We start from the raw sequence: 20,527 nt of genomic DNA on the forward strand, positions 1-20,527 counted from the left end.
CGACAAGGCTGGCCTGGGGAGAACGCATGAGCACGACCATAGCGCCGCTTGCACCCGAGCTTTGGGCTGAATTCGAGGACCTCTTCGGCAAGCAAGGCGCCTGCTACGGCTGCTGGTGCACGCATTTCCGGCTGGCGCCGGCGATGCGCCGCGAGAGCAGCCGGGAACGCAACAAGGACCACATCAAGGCGCGTATCGAGGCCGGCCCGCCGCCCGGACTGCTGGCATTCGACGATGGCCAGGCGGTCGGCTGGATGCAGATCGGACCGCGCGCCGACGTACCCGAATGGAACAATCAGGGCAGGGGCTCGGCACCGGTCGATCCTGCCGACGCCGCGGATCCGGGCGTCTGGGCGATCTCCTGCTTCTTCATCCGCGCCAAGGCGCGCGGCAGGGGCATCACGCATCGCCTCGTCGAAGGCGGCATCGATTTCGCCCGCCAGAATGGAGCCCGGCTGCTCGAGGCGTGCCCGATGGATCTATCTCGCGATTCGCGCTCGATCGGCCTGTTCGTCGGTTCGTCACGGGTCTTCGAGAAGGCGGGTTTCGAGCGGCTGGTAGAACGCAAGGCCGGCCGCCCGCTGATGCGGCTGGTGCTTTGATGAGGTCCGCTCGTGGCTTGTTGATCTCACCTTGCGGTTGCAGCAGTAATTTCATACCAGACGGACGTCCCTTCTAAAGCGCATGCGCTTTGGGGTTTTGTTTATGCATGTCGTTCTCCCAAACGGGGACCACTTTTGGGCGACATGCATTAGGTCAAACGGAGAATTCGCGTGAACCGTGCCCTGCCATTCGTTTTCCTCCTTGCGTTGAGCGCGCCTGCGTTCGGTCAGACCGTCGATAGTCAGGGTGCGAAGCAATTATCCGACGACTTGTCCCGCTATGTCGGCAAGCAGGCCATCGACAAAGGCATTTTGAAGGTTTCGCTTGAAGGTGGCGCTTACAGGATCCTGTTCGATTTCAAGGCACTTGCCGCATCGTTTCCGGACCAGAAACTGCTGAAGTTCGACTTCGCGCCCTATGCCCTGATGGTCAAGCCGCGCAGCGACGGGTCCTGGGATGTCTCCATGGATTTCTCCCAAACTGCCTCCTTCGAGTTCAACGGACCCGAGGGGCTGCAAAGCACTCAGTTTTCGATCAAGGACGGCAAGGGTTCGGGCGTCTACGATCCAAATCTGGCGGCCTTCACCAGCGGCACCAGCTCGATGGCCGGCATGACGATGGCATCGAAGGATGCCAAGCAGCACATGGAAGCCAGCACGGGCGCCGGCATCGCGACCGTTGCCGCGACCAAGTCGGCGGCCGGGGGCGTCGATTTCACAACCTCGCAGAAGGTGTCGAGTTTTGTCGAAGCGATCAATTTCGACGATCCGGAGAGCGGGTTGAAATTCCCGGTCACCGTCAGGTCGCCGGAACTGTCGGTCGAAGCCAGCGGCAAGGGCGTGCGGACCAAGCCATTGCTCGATCTCCTGGCATTTGCGGTGGCCAACGAGGACGAGGCGACGCTGAAGGCCAACCAGGCGCAGCTCAAATCGCTTCTGCTCGCCGCCTTGCCGCTTTGGCAGCGTATCGACGGGACCTACGGTTTCAAGGATTTTGCGGTGGAAAGCCCGGTCGGCAATTTCGGCGCCACCCAGCTCAGCACCGTGTTCGGCACCGATGGCGTCGCCCAGAACGGCACGATCACGTACGGCATCAAGGCATCGGGGCTGACCGTGCCGACCCAGCTTCTGCCGAGCTGGAGCGTGGGGTTGTTGCCCACCGATGTCGATTTGAACTTTGGCGGCGCCAATATCGATCTCGACAGCATGGCGAAGAAGGCGATCGAAGCCTTTGATCTCAATAAGAATCCCCCTCTGTCGGCCGAATTCGGCGAGCAGCTTAAAGTCGACTTCTTGGCCAAGATGCCGAAGGTCGTGCTTGGCCACAGCACCGTGAAGAACAAGGACACGGAGATCGCGCTGGAAGGCGAGATGACATTCCCAGGCGAAAAGCCCGAAGGAAGCGTAACCGTCGATGTCGCCGGCTTCGACAAGCTTGTCGAAGGCCTGCAGGAAGCGGCAAAGTCGGAACCGGAGGTTGGCCAATACGTGCCAGTCGCTCTCATGGCGAAGGGCTTTGGCAAGACGCTGCCCGATGGCCGGCTGGAATGGATCGTCAATGCCAAGGCCGATGGCTCGGTCACCGTCAATGGCGTCATGCTGAAGCCCGCCGATCCGGCCGTGGACGACAGCATGGATGATGGTGACGGCGCCGATGACAGCGGAGACGACAGCGGCGGCGCAGGTGCGAACTGAACCCTGAAGCTGGAGTTCAGAGCCCCAGCGCGCTTGCGATCTTGGGCGCTGCCTCGTGCCAGTCCTGGACGACGACCACATCGTCCGTCACCGGCGGCAGGAATGCGCGCAGCGAATTGTCGGCCATCAGGTGGAACAGTTCGGCGTCGGCGACCGATTCCCGTACCGACGCCAGATTGTGCGGCTGATCGTCGACGAAGACCACCGGTCGGCCGGCCTTGCCGCGAAGCTTGGCCACTGCCGGTCCTTTGGCCATTTCAGTGGTCAGAAGCGGGTAGCTCAGCCCAAGCGCGTCGAGATGGACGCGACGCACGGCACGGTGTTTGTGCGGCATGGCCGTCAGCAAGATGATTTCCGCGCGATCGCCAAGCCCTGCCAGGGCTTCTGCCGCGCCGTCAGTAATGTTTTGCCAATCGGCTTGCGCGTCAAAGAAATCGGCCAGCAGTGCCGTGACTTCGGGCTGTTCGATCAGGCGGCCGCTGGCGGTCTCTGCGATGTTGCCGGTCAGCCGGAACGAGGCCAGCGTCAGGCCATAGCCGCGCGCCTTGAGGAAATTCGGAAACGGTCGGATGAATTCGAGCACGACATCGTCGACATCGAGGACAAGCAAGGGTCGGTCGTCGGCTGCCAGTTCTTCAATCTGGCGCGCGGTTTCCGGATCATCGCTCATATGGAATGCTCGTGGTTGTCGTCGCCCAGCGGCAGCGACCGCAAGGCTTTGCCGACAGCCGCCGGCGGGGTGCCGGTTTCCTCGGCAAAGCGCATCAGAGTCGGCTCGTGGGCGAGGATGAACTGCAGGACACCGGCCAGAAAACCCGGCTCGCTGGCGGCTTTGCGGATCGAATGGACCTCTATGCCGGTGATTGCCAGAAAGCGCGGCAGAAGCTCCGGATCGGAGGCGACGAAGCCCAGGGCCTTCACGGCAATCGATTCCGCTTCTTCGCGCATTGACGCTGCGTTTGCCATCACTACCTTCGGTGTGTGGAATGAGTCTCTCCCGCAGTAATGGCAAGAGTTGCTTGCGGCAAGCCATTAGAGCGTGGCGCGCCCTTTGGACGCGCAGGGGACGAGGTGGAATTCGCGCTGTTTTCCAGCCGCGGATTTCCGTTTCGTCAATCATATTGCCGTAAAGTGAAGCAGGGTTTGATGCGTTCAGACATGGGCGCATGACGGTTGCCTTCGAAGCGGAAGGGCAGCCGGGACGGGAAATCGATGCCGAAGAAGGTTATGATCGTCGAAGACAATGAGCTCAATATGAAGCTCTTTCGGGACCTCATCGAGGCAAGCGGTTACGAGACCGTGCGCACCCGAAACGGTCTGGAAGCGCTCGATTTGGCGCGCCAGCACCGGCCGGATCTGATCCTGATGGATATCCAATTGCCTGAAGTGTCGGGGCTTGAAGTGACCAAATGGCTGAAGGAAGACGACGAGCTGCACGTCATCCCGGTCATTGCGGTGACCGCCTTCGCCATGAAGGGCGACGAGGAACGTATCCGCCAGGGCGGCTGCGAGGCTTATATTTCGAAGCCGATCTCGGTGCCGCGTTTCATCGAAACCATCAAATCCTATCTGGGCGATGCGTGATGTGCACCTTCAGCCGAGCCGGAGCCTTATGAAATGACTGCGCGGATCCTCGTCGTCGACGATATCCCTGCCAATGTGCGGCTGCTGGAAGTGCGGCTGCTGGCCGAATATTTCGAAGTGCTGACCGCCACCAACGGGCCGGATGCGATCGAGACCTGTGAGAACGGCAAGGTCGATGTCGTGCTGCTCGACGTGATGATGCCGGACATGGACGGCTTCGAGGTCTGTCGGCGGCTGAAGAGCGATCCGGCGACATCGCACATTCCGGTGGTGATGATCACCGCGCTCGATCAGGTCTCCGACCGCGTCCGCGGGCTCGAGGCCGGTGCCGACGACTTCCTGACCAAGCCGGTCAACGACCTGCAGCTTATGACGCGCGTCAAGAGCCTGGTTCGCCTGAAGTCGCTCACCGACGAGTTGCGGCTGCGCGCCTCGACGACGCGCAACATCGGCATCGAGGAGTTGCTCAGCCGCAATTTCGCATCCGAGGACACGACGCCCAGGGTGCTTTTGATCGACGAGCGCAAATCATCCGTCGAGCGCATCCAGAAGATGCTGCGCGACCGGGCCGATCTCGACGTCACACATGATCCGCATGCCGGTTTCTTCCAGGCCGCCGAGACGTCCTATGAATGCGTGATGATCTCGACCGCGTTCGCCGATTTCGATCCGCTGAGGCTCTGTTCGCAGTTGCGCTCGCTCGATCGCACCCGTTTCGTGCCAATCATCCTGTTGGCGGAGGAGGGCGAGGAGGAACGCATCATCCGCGGCCTCGAACTCGGCATCAATGATTATCTGATGCGGCCGATCGACCAGCAGGAGTTGACGGCGAGGCTGCGCACCCAGGTGCGCCGCAAGCGTTACAACGACCAACTGCGCGCCAGCGTCACCCAGACCATCGAAATGGCGGTGACCGATGGACTGACCGGGCTGCACAACCGCCGCTATCTGGACAGCCACCTGCAGACGCTGTTCGATCGCGCCGTGGCGCGGCGCCGGCCGCTGTCGGTGATGATCACCGACCTCGACCGCTTCAAGGCGATCAACGACGCGCACGGTCATGACGGCGGCGACGAGGTTCTGCGGGAATTCGCACGACGGCTGCGCAAGAATGTCAGGGGTATCGACCTTGCCTGCCGCTTTGGCGGGGAGGAGTTCGTCGTGGTGATGCCGGACACCGAGGGCGCGGTGGCCGAGAAGGTAGCCGAGCGCATTCGCGCCGAAATCGCCCAGGCGGCTTTCGCCATCGGGCAGGACGGCAAGGCGATCGAAGTCACGGTCAGCGTCGGCGTGTCGTCGGTGCTGAAGGGCGTGGACACGGTGGCGGCGCTGATGAAGCGTGCCGATCTCGCGCTCTACGAAGCCAAAAGCGGCGGCCGAAATCGCGTCGTCGCCAAGGCGGCGTAGCGATCCAGCCCCGATTATCCTGTCAACCCGACAGGGTTACCCGTTTACCTTAATCCAAGCGATTCGCGAGCCTTGGTTAAGAAACTGTTGATTTTCATAAACTCTTGCGCAACTGTGCAGGCCAAGACGAAGCCGGCACGAGGATAGAAAACCGGCTCCGATCCTGGGAATACCCCATGATGCTCAGGTCCGCCGCATCTCCTGGGTCCGTGGGGTCGGCCGGCCGGCGCTGGCACATAGTGGCCTCCTCGTACCGCTGCCAAACGCCGACCGGCCCCCTTCTCTCCAAAAGAACATCAGAACTCCGTGCTAAAGCACGGAGGAATCTGCGTTTTTGCATGTGAATCGGAACGCCCGTTCTAGCCGTTCCAACACAGCTTCGCTGTGAGAGCAGCCAACGATGAGGGGAAGAGCACCCCCTTCCATTTCATAGATATGGCGCACAAGGGGCTTGCGGCAAGACCCGGCTCCTCCCGTAAAACCGCGACCCAAGCCAGGGTGCGGAAAACGGGAGTTATGATAATGATTTCAGATCATGCGGTTGTGATCGCCGGGGGTGGTCCGACGGGATTGATGCTGGCAGGCGAACTGGCGCTGGCAGGCGTGGACGTTGCCATTTTCGAAAGGCGACCGGATCAGAAATTGGCAGGATTGCGCGCAGGCGGCCTGCATGCGCGCACTCTTGAGGTGCTCGACCAGCGCGGAATTGTGGATCGGTTTCTTTCACAGGGACAGATATCGCCGTCCGTGGGCTTCCACATGATCCGGTTAGGCATCAGCGATTTTCCCACGCGCCACAATTATCTGCTGGCACTGCGGCAAAACCACATCGAGCGCATCCTGGCCGACTGGGTCGGCGAGTTGAAGGTGCCGATCTATCGTGAACACGAGGTTGCGGGGTTTACCCAGGACGACAGCGGCGTCGATGTCGAACTGTCCACCGGTCACCGCCTGAGGGCCGCATATCTGGTCGGGTGCGACGGAGGCCGCAGCACCATTCGCAAGGCGACCGGTATCGAGTTTGCCGGATGGGATCCGACGATGAGCTGGATGATTGCCGAGGTCGAAATGTCGGAAGAACCGGCATGGGGCTTCCGCAGCAACGCCTCCGGAATTCATGCCCTGGGTAGGATCGAGGGCGGCAAGAAGGTTGGCGTCGTGCTGACGGAGCCCCGCCTGGAGGCGCGCGGCGAACCGACCCTGCGTGAGCTCAGCGAGGCGCTGACTGTGATCTACGGCACCGACTTCGGGGTCCACAGCCCGACCTGGCTCTCCCGCTTCACCGACATGACGCGCCAGGCCACCGCATATCGCGACAGGCGCGTGCTGCTGGCGGGTGATGCCGCGCACATCCATCCGCCGATGGGCGGACAGGGCCTCAACATCGGCGTGCAGGATGCGGTGAACCTTGGATGGAAGCTGGCCCAAATCATCAAGGGGACATCGCCGCAAAGCCTGCTCGACAGCTATCACGCCGAGCGTCATCCGGTCGCCGCCCGCGTGTTGCGCAACACGATGGCGCAGGTTGCGCTTCGCCGCACGGATGACCGCAGCAAGGCCTTGGCCGATACCGTTGCCGAGTTGCTCGGCATGGATGAAGCTCGCAAGAAAATCGCCGCGGAGATGTCTGGTTTGGGTGTTCATTACGACCTTGGCGAGGGGCATCCACTGCTTGGGCGGCGAATACCCGATCTCGATCTGACCACCGCCGGCGGACTGTTGCGGGTCTTCACCTTGCTGCACGACGCGCGGCCCGTGCTGCTCAACCTCGGTGAGCCCGGCAGGCTGGACATCGCGCCCTGGGCTGATCGGGTCCGGCAGATCGACACCGGTTACGCCGGTATCTGGGACCTCCCGGCTCTCGGGACGGTCGTTTCGCCCGACGCGGTCTTGATCCGGCCCGATGGTTATGTGGCTTGGGCCGGGGCGGGAACCCAACAGGGCCTGGTGGACGCGCTGACCACCTGGTTCGGGCCGCCTGCCACCGCAGGTTAGCAGACACGATCGAAGTGCGACCGCGCGATCGCCTTGAGAGTATTGCGTCCCTCCCTCCCACAGTGCTCTTGACAGTTGGTTGACAGGAGCTTCCTTGTGTGCAGAAATTGGTTGGACCATTGGACCACTGGGAGGAATTGTGGACCAGAACAGCCTGCCACCCATTCAGACCACGGCGCGCGACGACGCCGTGCTGAAGGCGTTGGTGGGCTTTGTTCGCGCCGAGGCCTTGCAGCCGGGCGAGCGGCTTCCAACCGAACGCATTCTGGCCGAGCGGCTGAAGGTCAGCCGCAACACCGTGCGCGAGGCACTGACACGCTGGGAAGGGCTCGGCCTCGTCGAGCGCCGGCAGGGCAGCGGCACCTATCTCAAGGCGGCTGTTTCACACGATATGCTGCACATGCCGCTGACGCTGGCGGGCGGCAATGATTTCACCAGTCTGATGCAGACGATGGAGATCCGCCGCGCGCTGGAGGCGGAAGCCGCAGCCCTTTGCGCCGAACGCGCCAGCCAGGCCGACATCGCCGAGATCGCACGCAAGCTCGACATCATGGAGCAGGCGTTCCGCACGCGCGACGGCATGTCGTCGGAAGAGGATTGGGAGTTCCACCAGGCGATCTACCGGGCTTCGGGTAATCCGCTGTTCGAGCAGATCATCGCCGCCATGTACGAATTGTTCCACCGCTTCTGGGAGCATCCGCTCGGCGTGCGCGATTTCGGCCACGCCAGCTTTCCTTACCATCGCACCATCTACGAATACATTGCCGCGCGCGACCCGCAGGGCGCTCGCGCCGAGGCGCTCAAGCTGATCGCCACCGTCGAGGACGATCTCAAGCGCGGTGCCGCCAAACTCAAACTTTCGAGCCACACATGAACGAGCATCCATCCGGTTTCGATCACGACTATCTCGCCGAGGCGGCGACACTCTTGGCGCATGACGAACCGTTCCCCGGCGGTGCGGTGGTGCCGCCGATCTACCAGACCTCGCTGTTCACCTTCGCCAGCTATGCCGAGATGGCCGATACCTTTGCCGGCAAACGAAAGCAGCCGATCTATTCGCGTGGCGACAATCCGACGGTGATGGAGTTCGAGGCACGTGTCGCCGCGCTCGAAGGCGCAGAAGCAGCGCGCGGCTTTTCCAGTGGCATGGCGGCGATCAGCGCCACGGTGCTTGCATTCGTTGGGGCAGGCGAGCGCATCGTGGCGGTGCGCAATTGCTATGGCGATGCCTATCGTTTGTTCGAGCGGCTGTTGCCGCGGCTTAACATCAAGGTCGACTATGTCGACGGCTCCGACCCGGATGCGGTCGCGGCGGCACTTCCCGGCGCCAAGCTGCTTTATCTGGAAAGCCCGACCTCGATGATGTTCGAGTTGCAGGACATCGCGCATCTGGCGCGGTTGGCCAAGGAACAGGGCATCGTCACCACCATCGACAATTCCTGGGCGACGCCGGTCTTCCAGAAGCCGATCACGCATGGTGTCGACCTGGTTCTGCATTCGGCCTCGAAATACCTTGGCGGCCACAGCGACACCGTCGCGGGCGTCGTGGCGGGTTCGGCCGCTCATATCAAGCACATCAACGAGCAGACCTATTCCTATCTCGGCGGCAAGCTGTCACCGTTCGAGGCGTGGCTGTTGCTGCGCGGCCTGCGCACGCTGCCGCTGCGCCTGCCGCACCACATGAAGAGCGGCCTGACCATCGCCGAACGGCTGAAGGCGCATGCCAGTGTCGAGCGGGTCAACCACCCCATCTATTCGAACCACCCGGGCAAGGCGACGCTGGCCGGCTATGCCGGTCTGTTCTCCTTCGAGGTGACGGACGATATCGACATCCCCGTCTTCGTCGACGCGCTGAAATATTTCCGCATCGGCGTCAGCTGGGGCGGGCATGAAAGCCTGGTCGTACCGGCCAAGGCGTCGCTGGAGCAGACGCCGGGCCTGAATTCGATGGCGCGCTTCGGCGTCAGCCCCCGAACCATCCGCTTCAATGTCGGATTGGAGAGTGTCGAAGACCTGTGGGCTGACGTCGCCCAGGCCTTCGAAAAAGCCAGAAAATAACAAGCGGGTTCAAAATGGGAGTCTTGAACATGAAAAAACTGACCGTCATGCTGGCCACCGTTGCGGGGCTGGCGATTTCCGCCGGAAATGCCGTGGCCGACTCGACCCTGAAAATGGTCGAAGTCATCACCAGCCCGCCGCGCACCGAATTCCTGAAGAAGCAGATCGCCGAATTCGAAACAGCCAATCCGGGCATCAAGGTCGAGCTTATCTCGCTGCCCTGGGGCCAGGCGTTCGAGAAATTTCTGACCATGGTGCAGGCCGGCGATACGCCCGACATCGTCGAAATGCCGGAACGCTGGATGGGCCTCTATGCCAACAATGCCCAGCTCGAGGATCTCGGACCGTATATGGCCAAATGGGATGATGCCAAGACGCTGGGCGACCGCGCCAAGCAGTTCGGCTCGACCGTCAACAACACCCAGTTCATGATCCCCTACGGCTACTATGTGAACGCGCTGTTCTGGAACAAGAAGCTGTTCAAGGAGGCCGGCCTCGACGGACCGCCGGCGACGCTCGACGATTTCATCGCCGATTCCAAGAAGATTTCCGCGCTCCCGGGGAAGTACGGCTACTGCCTGCGCGGCGGGCCGGGCGCCTTCAACGGCATGCACATGTTCATGAACATCGCCGCCGGCAAGGGCGGCTACTTCAACGAGGACGGCACTTCGACGATCAACGAAGAAGGCTCGGTCAAGGGCCTGCAGATGCTGGCCGACATGTACAAGGACGGACTGGCGCCGAAGGATGCGGTGAGTTGGGGTTTCAACGAAACGGTCACCGGCTTCTATTCCGGCACCTGTGCCATGCTCAACCAGGATCCGGACGCGCTGCTCGGCATCGCCGACAAGATGAGCGCGGACGATTTCGCCGTGGCGCCTTTGCCGGTCGGACCGAGCGGCAAATCCTATCCGACGCTGGGCTATGCCGGCTGGGCGATGTTTGCCAACTCGCAGCACAAGGACGACGCCTGGAAGCTGATGGCGACGCTTCTGTCGCCGAAGGACAATCTGGAATGGGCCAAGGAAGTCGGCGTCGTCCCGATCCACAACGGTGCGGACCAGGATCCCCATTTCAAGACGGAGCAGTTCAAGGGCTGGTTCACGGAGCTCAGCGACAGCTCCAAATATGAAATGGTCACCCCGCCGACGCATCTGGAGAACCTCGGCAATTTCGTCGACCAGGTGGCGATCAAGAATTTTCAGGAAGTGCTGCTTGGCCAGAAGACGGCCAAGGACGTCGCCGACCAATGGGCTGCCTTCCTGACCAAGGAACAGCAGGACTGGCTGGCGAAGAACAAGAAGTAAGCGCCTCTTTTTTCCTTCTCCCCGTTCTACGGGGAGAAGGTGGCCCGATAGGGTCGGATGAGGGGCGGCGCTATGCCTCGATTGATTCGCGCTGCCCCTCATCTGCCTGCCGGCATCTCCTCCCCGTGAACGGGGAGAAGGACGCTGTTCCAGACGCCGCTCCAGGGAGCCGATCCTCAGCCAATGACCTACGCCGTGTCCGAAATACGATCCGCCGGCAAGCCGCGTCGCAAGCGGCTATCCCACGCCGCCATCGAGCCATGGCTCTATCTCAGCCCGGCGATCATCCTGCTGGTCGTGGTGCTTTTGGTGCCGCTGGTCATCGGCATCAGCTACTCCTTCCGCAAGTTCTCAGCGTTCAAGTCCGAATATGTCGGGCTCGGGCAGTATCAGGCGATGCTGTCGGATCAGGTGCTGGGGCAGGCGCTGGTCAACACGTTGTGGTGGACCGTCGCCAGCCTTTTCTTCCAGTTCTTCCTCGGCCTTGGCCTGGCGCTCCTGCTCGACAAGCCGTTTCCCGGCCGCAAGGCAGTACAAGCCCTGGTCTTCCTGCCTTGGGCGGTGCCGTCCTTCCTGTCAGGCCTGACCTGGGCCTGGCTGTTCAATCCGATCATCGGCCCGCTGCCGCACTGGCTGTTTGCGTTGGGGCTGAAAGCCGAGCCGACCAATGTGCTGTCCGATCCCTCTACCGCCATGTGGGGACCGATCGTCGCCAATATCTGGTTCGGCATTCCGTTCTTTGCCATCACCCTCTTGGCGGCACTGAAATCCATTCCATCGGAACTGCATGAGGCAGCGGCTATCGATGGAGCCTCGCCCTGGCAGCGCTTCACCAAGGTGACGCTGCCGTTCCTGGCGCCGACCATCGCCATCACCGTGATGTTGCGCACCATCTGGATCGCCACCTTCGCCGACCTGATCTTCGTCATGACGGAGGGCGGACCGGCCGGCTCGACCAACACGGTGCCGGTCTACATCTATGTCAGCGCCTTCAAATCGCTGGACAAGGGCTATGCCTCGGCGGTGGCAGTGCTGTTGCTGATCCTGCTCATCGCCTATGCGATCGCCCTGATCGGCATCCGCCGCACGCTGGTGAGGCACGTCTGATGATCGCAGGACGCACAGCCTCGCAGCGCTTCTTCGGCGGCATCGGCCTCTACGCGGCAATCGCGGCCTATGTGATCTTTGCCCTGTTCCCGATCTACTGGACGCTGAAGATCTCGGTCACGCCGGAGCGGCTGCTCTATTCCGAAGGCATCACCTTCTGGCCGTCGCACATGACGCTGCAGAACTTCGTCACCGTGCTCGAGACGACCGATTTTCCGCGCTATTTCCTCAACAGCGTCATCGTCTCGGTCTCGACGGCGGCACTGGTGACGATCATCGCCACGCTCGCCGGCTATGCCATGTCGCGCTTCACCTTTCGCGGCAAGGCAGCCCTGGCGCTGATGTTGCTGCTCACCCAGACTTTTCCGCTGGTGATGGTCATTCCGCCGATCTACCGCGTGATGGGGCAGATCGGCCTTATCAACAGCCTGACCGGGCTGATCATCATCTACACCGCCTTCAACACGGCCTTTGCCACCTTCCTGATGCAGTCGTTCTTCGACGGCATCCCCAAGGATTTGGAAGAGGCCGCGATGATCGACGGCTGCACCCGCGCGCAGGCCATGCGCAAGGTGATCGTGCCGCTGACGCTGCCCGGCATGGGCGCCACGCTCGGCTTCGTCTTCACCGCCGCCTGGAGCGAGCTTCTGTTTGCGCTGATGCTGATTTCCAGCGACGACCAGAAGACCTTTGCCGTCGGCTTGCTCACCTTCATCGGCAAGTTCGCCGTCGACTGGGGACAGATGATGGCGGCGTCCATCCTGGCGCTGATCCCGGTCTGTATCTTCTTCGCCTTCCTGCAACGCTATCTCGTCACCGGCCTGACCGCCGGCGCCGTCAAAGGATAGATCGATGGCCTCTGTTACGCTCGAAAAGGTCCGCAAGGACTATGGCGCCGTCCGCGTCCTGCACGCGGTCGACCTTGAAATCGCCGACGGCGAGTTCGTCGTCCTGGTCGGGCCGTCAGGCTGCGGCAAGTCCACGCTTTTGCGCATGATCGCCGGGCTGGAGGAGGCTTCCGGCGGCGAGATCCGCATCGGCGAGCGGCTGGTCAACGACGTGGCACCCAAGGACCGCGACATCGCCATGGTGTTCCAGTCCTACGCGCTCTATCCGCATATGGACGTGTCGAAGAACATGGGCTTCAGCCTGCTCCTGAAGAAGGCGGAGAAAACGACGATCGACGCCAGGGTGGACGGCGCCGCCAAGCGGCTCGGGCTCGACACTTTCCTGCAGCGCCTGCCGCGGCAATTGTCCGGCGGTCAGCGCCAGCGCGTCGCCATGGGGCGTGCCATAGTGCGCGATCCCAAGGTTTTCCTGTTCGACGAGCCGCTGTCGAACCTCGACGCCAAGCTGCGCGTCCATATGCGCGCCGAGATCAAGGCGCTGCATCAGCAGCTGAAGACGACATCGGTTTATGTCACGCATGACCAGATCGAGGCGATGACCATGGCCGACCGGATCGTCGTCATGCATGACGGGTTGATCCAGCAGGTCGGCGCACCGCTCGATCTCTATGATCGGCCGGCCAACATGTTCGTCGCCGGTTTCATCGGTTCCCCCGGCATGAATTTCCTGCCGGCGATGGTTCGCAACGGTGGTGAGGCCGTACTGGCCGATGGCCAGGTGCTGCGCTTGCCGGAAGGCCTGCCGCTGACGGACGGTGACGCCATCACCGTCGGTCTGCGGCCCGAGCATATCAAGTTGGCGGATGAGGGCGCGTTGAAGGGGGAGGTGGGTGTGGTCGAGCCTCTCGGCCTTTCGACGCAGTTCTACGTCAAGCTGGCCAGCCAGCAGCTTTGCGTCTTTGCCATGGGCCGTGCCGGCGTGAAGCCCGGCGACGAGGTGAGGTTGGTTGTCGAACCAGACCAATTGCATCTGTTCGATCTGAAAAGCGGTGATCGCATCGGCTGAGGGGGACTCAGCCGGGCGGCGGGCAGCCGTATGAGGCGCCGATGTCGGGCGGGAAATACAGGTAACGCTACATTTCAATTGGATAAAATAGCGGAACGTCCAACAGACATTTCCGGAACCTAACAGGACCACTCGGACCTTTGCGTCTACAGCGCAAGACCTTAGTCCCGCCGTCTTCTCAAAAGAACGGAGGTCGTTTCGCCGCGAATTAGGCCGCCGTCGGAGTTAGTCAACACCGACGGCGGCGGCTGCAATATGGGCGAGTGGGTTGTGTGCGGATATGGTGTGATCGCGGAAGAGGATTGTAGACCGCTAACCGCGAGGGCTTCTTTTGGACAGCGGCGAACTGTCCAACGGGTTCTCAGCCGACTTGGCCGATCGCCGCTCCTTCAGCCACAGGGACTTCTTTCTCCTTGCCAGGTTCTCGTCTCGAACGCTGTCGTCGGCGGTCACTCCGCCATGCATCGCGGCAATCACGTAGTCGGCTCTGTTGGTTCGAAAGTCGCCTTTTTGTACGGACATCGTTTTCTCCCAGTGCGAGGCATTTCCCCCCTTTTTGCCTGACGCTGAAACTAACTGCCTATCCGTGGTGCAAGTCTACCAATCGCCGATTGTATTAAAACGATACACTCAAGGTGGCACGATCGCACGAGAGGAGCCAATACTGGCGGGGCTCCTTCATTGACCCTGTTGTGATCCTTGCGCGGGTACGGCGGCGGGAGGGGTCGGAGCCTGCGGTGGGGGTTCTGTGGAAGGCGCGGCGGGACTGTCAGGCTGAGGTGCAGGCGGTGCGGCCTCTTCCTCACTCAGAACCTGGTCAGTCCTGGCCTTGATCTCATCGGCCGTCTGCTGGCTTATCAGCCCGTTGCTGACGGCGAAGCCAGCAACCAGAGCGACAAGGGCTGCAATGATTGCAGCTTTCACCTTCTTCGACATCCATAGGCGCCTTGTTCATGACACCCAACCCACGGCGAAGGGTGCCGCAACCTTGGCGAAGGTCAATCCTTTTGGCTGCAGTCTCTGCTCACGTGCAACGAAATCAACTGGTTACAAACGAAAAACGCCGCCCATTGGGCGGCGTTTCGGCATTGCAGCGGGAAACCAGATTACTTGATCTTGGTTTCCTTGAATTCGACGTGCTTCTTGGCGACCGGGTCGTACTTGCGGAACGACAGCTTGTCGGTCTTGGTGCGGCTGTTCTTGCTGGTCACGTAGAAGAAACCGGTGTCGGCGGTCGACAGAAGCTTGATCTTGATGTTTGCGGCTTTGGCCATGATATCAGTCCGTTTGTTCGTGGGGTTTTGGCCGCTGGAGCACGGGGAAACACCCGGACGCGGGAAACTTGGCGCGACACATAAAGAACGCGCCCGGAAAGTCAAGCCCGGCAAGCCTAGTGCGACCCGCCTGAGCCTGCTGGTGAACGGAAATCATGCGGTTGCTGTCGCCGGTGACGCAACCTTCTTCCAGTCTCCGGTCGTGTTCCACCAGCGATTCGGATTGGCGCGGTCGTCCAGTCCCTTGGAACGGCTGGCGAGAATCGGTTGAATGCGGATCACCGGTTCCTGGTAGGAATGGGCCTGGAAAATCGCCTCGACGACGCGGGCGGCCAGCACCTGATCGTCCGGCAGTTCGAAGGAAACCTCGACCGTGCCGGGCCGCCGCCGCAATTCGGTTTCGGCACCGGCGGCCGCACCGTCAAGCGGCCTGTAGCGTTCGATGCCGTGCGCCGACTGATAGGCATTGCGGTCATATTTGCCCATGGCCAGCGGCGCAATCGCCACCACAGCATCCATGATGCGGTCGACGTCGGCGGCCGGAGCCTGGAAGGTCACGAGCAGAAGCAGTGTCATTCGTAGCGATGTGGTTTCAAAGCCGCTGTCGATCATGGAAGTGTCCTCAAGTGTTTTGGGACACTCTTTTAGCCCTGTGCTCCTGACACGGTTCTGTCAGCAGCCTGCCACCGTGCGCGCCAAATGCAGGGCTGGCGGCAGTTGCGCTACAGCAGGATCTTGCGAACCAACCTGACGGCGACCAAAGCGATATAGGCGGCGAAGAACAGGCCGAGCGACCAGCCGAAGCCGGACGGGCCGAACGCATCCATGCCGATGCCGATCGCCTGCGGGCCGAGCACCATGCCGACACCGTAGCACAGCACGAAGGCGGCGTTGGCCGACGCCAGTTCATGGCCGGAAAGCTGCGAGCCGAGATGGGCAAGGCCGATCGTGTACATGGCAGCGACGACGCCGCCCCAGACGAACAGAAGCGCGGCCATCAAATGCCAATTCTGGGCGAAGAAGGGCATGAAGACGGTGCCGATAAGACCGACCGTGGCGCAGGCAATCAGCAGGTAGCGGCGATCGCTGACGCGGTCGCTGATCATGCCGATCGGGATCTGCAACAACACATTGCCGAGGCCGATCATGGTCAGCAGAAGGGCCGCATCGGCCTCGGAATAGCCGATGCGGCTGCCATAGATCGGGAACAGCGCAAAGCCGCCGGTTTCCACCGCGCCGAACACCAGCACGGCTGCGGTCGCCGACGGCACCAGCCAGATGTAGCGCAGGAAATTGCTCGTTTCGCCATCCGAGGCGATCGAGGGGCTCTCGTTGCGTGCTGCCAGCACGGGTATCGCCGCCAGCGTCACCAAGGCGATGATGACGCCGAACGGCCTGAAGCCGGAACTGCCGAGATGGGCGAACAGCCACGGTCCGGCGGCAAAGCCGAGCGACAGGACAGTGGCGTAAATGCCCAGCACAAGGCCGCGTCGGTGCGGCGGCGCCGAGGTGCTGATCCAGAATTCGGACAGGATGAACAGCACCGTCAGCGCGATGTGCAGCACGATGCGCAGTGGAAACCACATCCAGAAATCGGGTGCGAAATGAAAGCCGACAAAGGCCAGCGCGCCGGCGGCGATCATGGCGATCATGGTCCAGGCAACGCCGAACCGCATGGCGAGCGGAGTAGCCAGCGGCGCACCGGCGATCGAGGCGAGGCCGGCAACGGCGGTGTTGAGGCCGATCATCGAAGCCGAATGGCCGCGCGTTTCAAGGATGACGCTGAGCAGCGGCATGCCGAGGCCGATGGCGATGCCGACGACGCTGATCGACGAGATCGCCGCCACCATCGGCAGCCAGTGTACGCGTTCGTCGCCCTGTGGTTGGGTATCGACCGTCATGGGATGCTGAATACTCTGCCTGTTTGATCTAAGGAAAGTGCTGAGCGCTTTTCCCGGGAAAACCGCGTCACACTTTTCCTGGAATTGCTCTAGAGAAGTTCGCGGGTGAAGCGGCTGCGGACAAGCCGGTAGAAGGGCACGGGTCCGCCTGGACGCAACAGTGGATCATGGGCGAGGCGCTTTTCCAGCTCGTCCAGGATCATTCGGGTGATGTCGGGTATGTCGGCTTCCCTGGCCTTGGCGAGCGGCAGCCAGACCAGCTCTTCGAGCTCGTTGGTGGGACCGCCACCGGGCAGTTCGACGGCGACGTCGTCACGCCAGGCGCTGAAAAAGCGGGTGTCGAAGCGGCGCACCCGGTTGGGCGGCGTGATGGCGCGCGCAACGAAGCGCAGCATGTCGAGAGAGGGTTGCACGCCGTGTTCGGCAAAGCCTTGCCAATCGGGCCTGGGGGTTGCGAAAGCACCCTTGCGGCCGATCAGCAGCCCGGCTTCCTCATAGGTTTCGCGGATGGCGGACAGGGCGATGGCGCGGGCTCGTCCGGCGCTTGTGCGGCCCGGTCCGGCGATCAGCCTGGCTTCCTGCTCCGGGTGCAATGCGGCGACGACCGGTATGCGGCTATCGGCCGGATCGGTGCGGCCGCCGGGAAAGACGAACTTGCCCGGCATGAAGGCGTGGCCTGCATGACGGCGACCCATCAGAACCAGCACGTTATCGTCCTTGCGGTCGAGCAGGATGAGGGTTGCCGCGTCGCGCGGGCGAATTGGTCGGTCGCTACGAGCGATCATGCTCCGCTCGATCCTGTCGACTTCCGCCTTGGTCATACCGTCCATGCGCAGGACCTAGCGGAAACTTCTGGCAAGCGAAAGTGGCCTTTCACAGTCGATATGTTGCGCCAGGCAGCATTCTTGGCTGCGGCCTAGGCTCCGGGATGCGGCTCGATCAGGTCGTGCTCGCCGCCGAAGCCGTGCATATAGAAGGCCCATTGCAGTCCGATGACGGCACCCTTGATCGGCTGCAGCAACGCAACCGACAAAAGGATGGTCAGCGGAACCCAGATGGCGATGTGCTGCCATGTGGACAGCGTCGACGTGGCCTCAACGCCCATGAAGGCGCCCAGCACGACATGGCCGACGATGACGATGACCAGATAGGCGGGCAGGTCGTCGGCCCGGTGGTGATGCAATTCCTCGCCGCAGACACTGCATGTGTCGACGGTCTTGGTGAAAGCGCGAAACAGCTTGCCTTCGCCGCAATGCGGGCAGCGGCCGAGCAGGCCGCGCTTCATCGCCGTCCACAGCGGGCGCGCGGTCCGGCCCGAGTGATGTTCTCCGCCGAAAACCTGTTCTTCCATGGCTGTTGTCATCATCGTCTCCTGCCGCGCGAACCCGGTCGCGATTGCGACGCGCGGGCGCGGCCCTTGGCCTTGTGAAACGACCGCTTGGAGCCCGGCAGAGGCTTTGGGTCGGTCAACATCTCGAAGCGCATCGCCCCGGCCATCGGCGCCACCTCGATGAGTCGGACCTCGACACGGTCCGCGAGCTGATAACCTTTGCCCGAGCGTTCTCCGAACAGGGAGCGGGCCGTTTCATCGTATATATAGTAATCGCCGCCCAGAGTTGACACCGGGATGAAACCATCCGCGCCGTACTGCGGCAATTGGACAAATAGTCCTGACTTGGTGACGCCGGAGATGCGGGCATCGAACCGGTCGTCGACGCGTTCGGCAAGGTAGGCGGCGATCAGACGGTCGACCGTGTCCCGCTCGGCCGCCATTGCGCGGCGTTCCGTGCCGGAGATCAGCACGGCGACATCTTCGAGCCGTACCGCTTCGTCCTGCGTCAGCCCGCCGGGACCCAATCCGAGTGCGGCAATAAGTCCGCGATGCACGATTAAATCGGCATAGCGGCGGATCGGCGAGGTGAAATGCGCGTAGCGGCGGAGGTTGAGACCGAAATGGCCGATGTTCTTTGGCGAGTATTCGGCTTGGCTCTGCGAGCGCAGAACCACTTCGTTGACCAGGCCTTCATTGTCGGCGCCGCGCACGCGCTCCAAAATGCCGTTGAACTGGCTTGGCTGCATCTGCGCGCCGCGCGCGAGTGACAGGCCCAATGTCTGCAGGAACTCGCGCAGCGATTCCTGTTTGGCCAGTGATGGCGCGTCATGGACGCGATAGACCAATTCCTGTTTCTTCGCCTCGAGCGTTTCGGCCGCTGCGACATTGGCCTGGATCATGAATTCTTCGATGAGCTTGTGGGCATCGAGCCGGTCCGGCACGATGACGCAATCGACGGTGCCGTCCGGCTTGAGCACGATCTTGCGCTCGGGCAGGTCGAGTTCGAGCGGCTGGCGGCCGTCGCGGCCGCGCTTCAGGATCGCATAGGCGTCCCACAGTGGCTTCAGCACGGTTTCGAGGATCGGACCTGTCTTGTCGTCCGGCGCGCCGTCGATTGCCGCCTGAGCCTGTTGGTAGGCGAGCTTTGCCGCCGACTTCATCATGACGCGATGGAAGGAGTGCCTGAGCTTGCGGCCCTCGGCTGAAAAAACCATGCGCACGGCGAGCGCCGGACGGTCCTGGCCCTCCCGCAGCGAGCAGAGATCGTTGGAGATGCGCTCGGGCAGCATCGGCACGACGCGATCCGGGAAATACACCGAATTGCCGCGCTTCAATGCTTCGCGGTCGAGCGCCGTGCCGTAGCGCACATAGGCGGCGACGTCGGCGATTGCGACAGTGGCAACCACGCCGCCGGGGTTCTTCTCGTCGAGATCCGGCGTGGCGAAGACGGCGTCGTCATGGTCCTTGGCGTCGGCCGGATCAATGGTGATCAGCGGCAGGTCGCGCCAATCCTCGCGGTGATCCAACGTCGCCGGTTTGACCGCTTCGGATTCTGCGATGACGTCGGCCGGGAAGATATGCGGAATGTCGTGCGCGTGGATGGCGATCATAGAGACCGCCTTTTCACTGGTCAGAGAGCCCAGCACGTTAAGCACCTTGGCCCTCGGCAGCCCATAGCGGGAAGCCCGCGCCGGCTCGACCTCCACCAGATCACCGTTCTTGGCGCCGTTCTGGAATTCCTTGTCGACGATCAGTTCGGGCTGGCGCCGTTCCACTGGCTCGATGCGGAAGGTGCCGTCCTGCAAGATGCGAAAGACACCGAGCACGGCATCGGTACGTTTTTCGAAAATCTTCACCACCCGCCCGGTGTAGGCGGGGCCGCCCAGGGCGACGTTCGTGTCGTCGGCCGGAAAGGTCTTGGCCAGCACGCGGTCGCCAATGCCGGGCGCCGGTCCACTGCCACTGCGCGACAGGCGGATGGAAACGATGGGCGGCGGCCCATTGGCCGTGTGTTCGGTAGGACGGGCCAAGAGCACGCCATCGGCATCGCGGTCGAAAATATCGAGGACGGTGACATGGGGCAGGGCACCGACGCGAGCCAGCCCCTTGCGGTCCTTGGTGAGGACGCCTTCGTCCTGCAAGTCGCGCAAAATATCCTTCAGCCAGATGCGGTCGTCGCCGCGCAGTGCGAACGCCTTGGCGATGTCGCGTTTGCCGGCGCGATCGGGATTTTCGGCGATGTAGCGCAGGATTTCGTCACGCGAGGGCCGGTAGTCGTCCTTGACCTTGGCCCTGGTGTCGGCGGTGCGCGGATCGCCGTGGGTTCTGCCGGTGATCTTGCGCGCCACGC

At 62.2% G+C, this 20,527-nt stretch carries 21 protein-coding genes; 11 read left to right on the plus strand and 10 right to left on the minus strand.

All coding sequences use genetic code 11. The features are described from left to right. The first annotated feature begins 26 nt into the window (after positions 1-26). Both EOB49_RS00790 and EOB49_RS00795 read left to right on the plus strand, forming a co-directional pair. A complete protein-coding gene (locus tag EOB49_RS00790; RefSeq protein WP_127379860.1) occupies positions 27-602 on the plus strand; it encodes a GNAT family N-acetyltransferase in 576 nt (191 codons plus the stop codon). A 171-nt stretch (positions 603-773) separates the two neighbouring features. Beyond that, positions 774-2,297 (plus strand): hypothetical protein, encoded by a 1,524-nt coding sequence (locus EOB49_RS00795; protein ID WP_127379861.1) that lies wholly within the window; start codon positions 774-776, stop codon positions 2,295-2,297. Positions 2,298-2,313: 16 nt separating this feature from the next. On the opposite strand, the gene EOB49_RS00800 is transcribed toward EOB49_RS00795, so the two are convergent. Further along, the gene (locus EOB49_RS00800; RefSeq protein WP_127379862.1) at positions 2,314-2,967 is read right to left on the minus strand and encodes a hypothetical protein; all 654 of its coding nucleotides are present in this window, start codon (positions 2,965-2,967) and stop codon (positions 2,314-2,316) included. After that, complete coding sequence (locus tag EOB49_RS00805) at positions 2,964-3,263, minus strand: DUF3572 domain-containing protein (protein WP_024503583.1); 300 nt, start codon at positions 3,261-3,263, stop codon at positions 2,964-2,966. The genes EOB49_RS00800 and EOB49_RS00805 overlap by 4 nt, the downstream gene beginning before the upstream one ends. 246 nt (positions 3,264-3,509) lie before the next feature. Between EOB49_RS00805 and EOB49_RS00810 the strand changes: the two genes are divergently transcribed. The 9 genes from EOB49_RS00810 to ugpC all read left to right on the plus strand — a co-directional run bounded on the left by EOB49_RS00810 (position 3,510) and on the right by ugpC (position 13,669). Further along, on the plus strand, positions 3,510-3,881 hold the full coding sequence (locus EOB49_RS00810; protein WP_013531932.1) for a response regulator: 372 nt from the start codon (positions 3,510-3,512) through the stop codon (positions 3,879-3,881). A gap of 33 nt (positions 3,882-3,914) precedes the next feature. Beyond that, a complete protein-coding gene (locus tag EOB49_RS00815) occupies positions 3,915-5,288 on the plus strand; it encodes a PleD family two-component system response regulator (protein ID WP_127379863.1) in 1,374 nt (457 codons plus the stop codon). A gap of 522 nt (positions 5,289-5,810) precedes the next feature. Continuing rightward, positions 5,811-7,283, plus strand: a complete 1,473-nt coding sequence (locus EOB49_RS00825; protein ID WP_127379864.1) for an FAD-dependent monooxygenase — start codon at positions 5,811-5,813, stop codon at positions 7,281-7,283. Positions 7,284-7,422: 139 nt separating this feature from the next. Further along, positions 7,423-8,157, plus strand: a complete 735-nt coding sequence (locus EOB49_RS00830; RefSeq protein ID WP_127320347.1) for a FadR/GntR family transcriptional regulator — start codon at positions 7,423-7,425, stop codon at positions 8,155-8,157. Next, positions 8,154-9,341 (plus strand): PLP-dependent transferase, encoded by a 1,188-nt coding sequence (locus tag EOB49_RS00835; protein ID WP_127320349.1) that lies wholly within the window; start codon positions 8,154-8,156, stop codon positions 9,339-9,341. The genes EOB49_RS00830 and EOB49_RS00835 overlap by 4 nt, the downstream gene beginning before the upstream one ends. A 29-nt stretch (positions 9,342-9,370) precedes the next feature. After that, positions 9,371-10,648: a sugar ABC transporter substrate-binding protein gene (locus EOB49_RS00840; protein WP_127270754.1), complete on the plus strand. Its 1,278-nt coding sequence runs from the start codon at positions 9,371-9,373 to the stop codon at positions 10,646-10,648. Positions 10,649-10,831: 183 nt separating this feature from the next. Beyond that, on the plus strand, positions 10,832-11,755 hold the full coding sequence (locus tag EOB49_RS00845) for a sugar ABC transporter permease (protein ID WP_127320351.1): 924 nt from the start codon (positions 10,832-10,834) through the stop codon (positions 11,753-11,755). Next, a complete protein-coding gene (locus tag EOB49_RS00850) occupies positions 11,755-12,603 on the plus strand; it encodes a carbohydrate ABC transporter permease (protein ID WP_127320353.1) in 849 nt (282 codons plus the stop codon). The genes EOB49_RS00845 and EOB49_RS00850 overlap by 1 nt, the downstream gene beginning before the upstream one ends. Positions 12,604-12,607: 4 nt before the next feature. Beyond that, positions 12,608-13,669: a sn-glycerol-3-phosphate ABC transporter ATP-binding protein UgpC gene (gene ugpC, locus EOB49_RS00855; RefSeq protein WP_127320355.1), complete on the plus strand. Its 1,062-nt coding sequence runs from the start codon at positions 12,608-12,610 to the stop codon at positions 13,667-13,669. A 312-nt stretch (positions 13,670-13,981) separates the two neighbouring features. On the opposite strand, the gene EOB49_RS00860 is transcribed toward ugpC, so the two are convergent. From EOB49_RS00860 to rnr, 8 genes are all read right to left on the minus strand, one after another. Beyond that, complete coding sequence (locus tag EOB49_RS00860; RefSeq protein ID WP_127271560.1) at positions 13,982-14,191, minus strand: hypothetical protein; 210 nt, start codon at positions 14,189-14,191, stop codon at positions 13,982-13,984. 156 nt (positions 14,192-14,347) lie between these two features. After that, on the minus strand, positions 14,348-14,605 hold the full coding sequence (locus EOB49_RS00865; protein ID WP_127379865.1) for a hypothetical protein: 258 nt from the start codon (positions 14,603-14,605) through the stop codon (positions 14,348-14,350). 170 nt (positions 14,606-14,775) lie between these two features. Next, entirely contained in the window at positions 14,776-14,943 is a 168-nt protein-coding gene (gene rpmG / locus EOB49_RS00870) for a 50S ribosomal protein L33 (RefSeq protein ID WP_006201775.1), read from the minus strand. 153 nt (positions 14,944-15,096) lie between these two features. Next, positions 15,097-15,555, minus strand: a complete 459-nt coding sequence (locus tag EOB49_RS00875) for a hypothetical protein (protein ID WP_127379866.1) — start codon at positions 15,553-15,555, stop codon at positions 15,097-15,099. Between the two features lie 110 nt (positions 15,556-15,665). Next, on the minus strand, positions 15,666-16,844 hold the full coding sequence (locus tag EOB49_RS00880; protein WP_023810543.1) for an MFS transporter: 1,179 nt from the start codon (positions 16,842-16,844) through the stop codon (positions 15,666-15,668). A gap of 89 nt (positions 16,845-16,933) precedes the next feature. Then, the gene (locus EOB49_RS00885) at positions 16,934-17,674 is read right to left on the minus strand and encodes an NUDIX domain-containing protein (RefSeq protein WP_127379867.1); all 741 of its coding nucleotides are present in this window, start codon (positions 17,672-17,674) and stop codon (positions 16,934-16,936) included. 86 nt (positions 17,675-17,760) lie between these two features. Continuing rightward, entirely contained in the window at positions 17,761-18,195 is a 435-nt protein-coding gene (locus tag EOB49_RS00890; protein WP_206526076.1) for a DUF983 domain-containing protein, read from the minus strand. Positions 18,196-18,206: 11 nt separating this feature from the next. Further along, entirely contained in the window at positions 18,207-20,525 is a 2,319-nt protein-coding gene (gene rnr / locus EOB49_RS00895; RefSeq protein WP_127379869.1) for a ribonuclease R, read from the minus strand. Positions 20,526-20,527 lie beyond the last annotated feature (2 nt).

The organism is Mesorhizobium sp. M7A.F.Ca.MR.148.00.0.0, from assembly GCF_003997735.1.
Taxonomy (GTDB): Bacteria; Pseudomonadota; Alphaproteobacteria; order Rhizobiales; family Rhizobiaceae; genus Mesorhizobium.

Excerpts from the sequence above, each read along its gene's own strand:
- EOB49_RS00865 (WP_127379865.1), bottom strand. The coding sequence starts at position 14,605 with ATGTCGAAGAAGGTGAAAGCTGCAATCATTGCAGCCCTTGTCGCTCTG.
- EOB49_RS00810 (WP_013531932.1), top strand. The coding sequence starts at position 3,510 with ATGCCGAAGAAGGTTATGATCGTCGAAGACAATGAGCTCAATATGAAG.
- EOB49_RS00850 (WP_127320353.1), top strand. The coding sequence starts at position 11,755 with ATGATCGCAGGACGCACAGCCTCGCAGCGCTTCTTCGGCGGCATCGGC.
- EOB49_RS00885 (WP_127379867.1), bottom strand. The coding sequence starts at position 17,674 with ATGGACGGTATGACCAAGGCGGAAGTCGACAGGATCGAGCGGAGCATG.
- EOB49_RS00835 (WP_127320349.1), top strand. The coding sequence starts at position 8,154 with ATGAACGAGCATCCATCCGGTTTCGATCACGACTATCTCGCCGAGGCG.
- EOB49_RS00825 (WP_127379864.1), top strand. The coding sequence starts at position 5,811 with ATGATTTCAGATCATGCGGTTGTGATCGCCGGGGGTGGTCCGACGGGA.
- EOB49_RS00815 (WP_127379863.1), top strand. The coding sequence starts at position 3,915 with ATGACTGCGCGGATCCTCGTCGTCGACGATATCCCTGCCAATGTGCGG.
- EOB49_RS00790 (WP_127379860.1), top strand. The coding sequence starts at position 27 with ATGAGCACGACCATAGCGCCGCTTGCACCCGAGCTTTGGGCTGAATTC.
- EOB49_RS00875 (WP_127379866.1), bottom strand. The coding sequence starts at position 15,555 with ATGATCGACAGCGGCTTTGAAACCACATCGCTACGAATGACACTGCTT.
- EOB49_RS00860 (WP_127271560.1), bottom strand. The coding sequence starts at position 14,191 with ATGTCCGTACAAAAAGGCGACTTTCGAACCAACAGAGCCGACTACGTG.
- EOB49_RS00805 (WP_024503583.1), bottom strand. The coding sequence starts at position 3,263 with ATGGCAAACGCAGCGTCAATGCGCGAAGAAGCGGAATCGATTGCCGTG.
- EOB49_RS00800 (WP_127379862.1), bottom strand. The coding sequence starts at position 2,967 with ATGAGCGATGATCCGGAAACCGCGCGCCAGATTGAAGAACTGGCAGCC.
- EOB49_RS00890 (WP_206526076.1), bottom strand. The coding sequence starts at position 18,195 with ATGGAAGAACAGGTTTTCGGCGGAGAACATCACTCGGGCCGGACCGCG.
- EOB49_RS00845 (WP_127320351.1), top strand. The coding sequence starts at position 10,832 with ATGACCTACGCCGTGTCCGAAATACGATCCGCCGGCAAGCCGCGTCGC.
- EOB49_RS00880 (WP_023810543.1), bottom strand. The coding sequence starts at position 16,844 with ATGACGGTCGATACCCAACCACAGGGCGACGAACGCGTACACTGGCTG.
- ugpC (WP_127320355.1), top strand. The coding sequence starts at position 12,608 with ATGGCCTCTGTTACGCTCGAAAAGGTCCGCAAGGACTATGGCGCCGTC.
- EOB49_RS00840 (WP_127270754.1), top strand. The coding sequence starts at position 9,371 with ATGAAAAAACTGACCGTCATGCTGGCCACCGTTGCGGGGCTGGCGATT.
- rpmG (WP_006201775.1), bottom strand. The coding sequence starts at position 14,943 with ATGGCCAAAGCCGCAAACATCAAGATCAAGCTTCTGTCGACCGCCGAC.